This is a genomic window from Streptomyces sp. NPDC002785, from assembly GCF_040295565.1.
Taxonomy (GTDB): domain Bacteria; phylum Actinomycetota; class Actinomycetes; order Streptomycetales; family Streptomycetaceae; genus Streptomyces.
On record NZ_JBEOVN010000419.1, the window covers coordinates 1 to 1598 of the forward strand.

Here is a 1598-nt window from a genome sequence, read left to right on the forward strand (position 1 = left end):
CTCCACCGGCCAAGAATCCGACGCCTCCCTGATCCTCGGAACCGAACAACGAATCGCTCTTGACCTTCACCGGGCAGGAGTCGTGCGACAGCCTCGCCGTCTTCGCTCGGAGGTGGCGAAACGCCCGCCGGACTCGGGCCGGGGTCAACCGGTGTGGTGGCAGGGGCTTCTCCCAGGGGCGGCGGAGATCCTCGGTCAGCGGGCGGGCGAGACGGAGTTGGGTGTGGGCGGCGATCATCAGCCAGGTCCACAAGTCGGCTGAGTGCGGGTCTCGGACCTTGGGGCGGGTCCAGCCCAGAGTCTGCTTGAGCACGCGAAAGGTGTGCTCAAGATCGAATCTGCGGAGGAACGCCTGCCAGCGGACATCGACGTCGTCGCCGCTCAGGCCAGTGGCCGAGGACCACAGCCAGACCGGCTTCGGGTCCCGGTCGCCGGGCAGGTACTCGACGGTGAGACGGATCAAGGTGCCGTGCAGGATGGGGAGTTCGTTGAGCTGAGCGATCCAGGCATTGCGGCGGGTGAGGCGGGGGTGGAGGCGGTCCCACGCCTGCGCGGTCGCCTTGCCGTAGCGGGTGGTGTCAGTGACGGTGGTGCTCTCGGGGGTGTGCCAGGTGTCGGGCTTGGCCAGGGTGAACGGGGCGCCGTGCAGGCGGGGGCGGCCGCCCTTCGGGGTGGAGCGGGCCGGACCCGCGTCGCGGGCCAAGACCCGGTCGGAGCGCAGGCGGCCGACCAGCTCGACGGGCAGGCCGGCCAGGAGGTAGGCGAGTCGGGGTGCGTCGTAGCCGGCGTCGGTCACGATCAGGATGTCGGGATCCCCGGCCTTCCAGTGTCCGGCGTCGATGATCCGGGTGACGACCTCGCGCAGCTGGGTTGCGGTGATTTCGGCGGCGTCGTCGGCGGGGCCGAGCCGGACGGCGTCCAGCAGGGCCGTCCAGGAGGTCCGGCCCGTTTCCAGGGCGGCGACGAAGGAGTAGGGCCAACCGGGCACGAGCTGGTCACTGCTGCGGCCCGACCGCCCGTAGACGTGGCAGAACAACCGCTCCGGACTGGTGACAGCGTCGGGACGCAGCCACGGGGAGACATCAACAGCGAGCACGATCCGACCGTCGGCCGCGCGGGGCAGTGGCATCGAGGCGAGCAGGTTACGGAAGCGGGCCGGCTCGAGCCATCCGGTGTTCAGCGCGTTGTACATCGCACCGTGACCGCGCTGCATCTCCGCCGTGAGCGTGAGCTCAGGCAACGAGGTGACCGGCCCGTCCGCGCACAGCACCGCATCGGTCAGCTCGAAGAGCACGTCCGCACGGGTGTACAGACAGTCGTAGAAAGCGACCCGAAAGCGGGACAGCACCGTGAAGGGATCGACCCTCGCAGGCTCAGCGGGCAGACTCGTCACAGCGACCGTCCTCTCACGCTCCGTTACTCGACATCTCGAAGCGTGAAGGACGGTCGTTCCTGCTGTCCAATCAAGACCACGCCCTCAACCAGCAGAAACGCAGGCGAGGTTAAAGAACTTCCCAATAGGGATGTCAAGCCGCCAGCGTGACTGATGGTGCGGGCTGGTAGCACGCTCCGTCGCGGAGCATGGCCCAGAGGACGTT

At 68.4% G+C, this 1598-nt stretch carries 1 protein-coding gene; it reads right to left on the reverse strand.

Annotated elements, in window-relative coordinates; genetic code table 11:
* Nucleotides 1–1393: NF041680 family putative transposase (locus ABTZ94_RS37490; protein WP_502967381.1), on the reverse strand; the 1393-nt coding region annotated here is incomplete at its 3' end.
* Nucleotides 1394–1598: the final 205 nt, after the last annotated feature.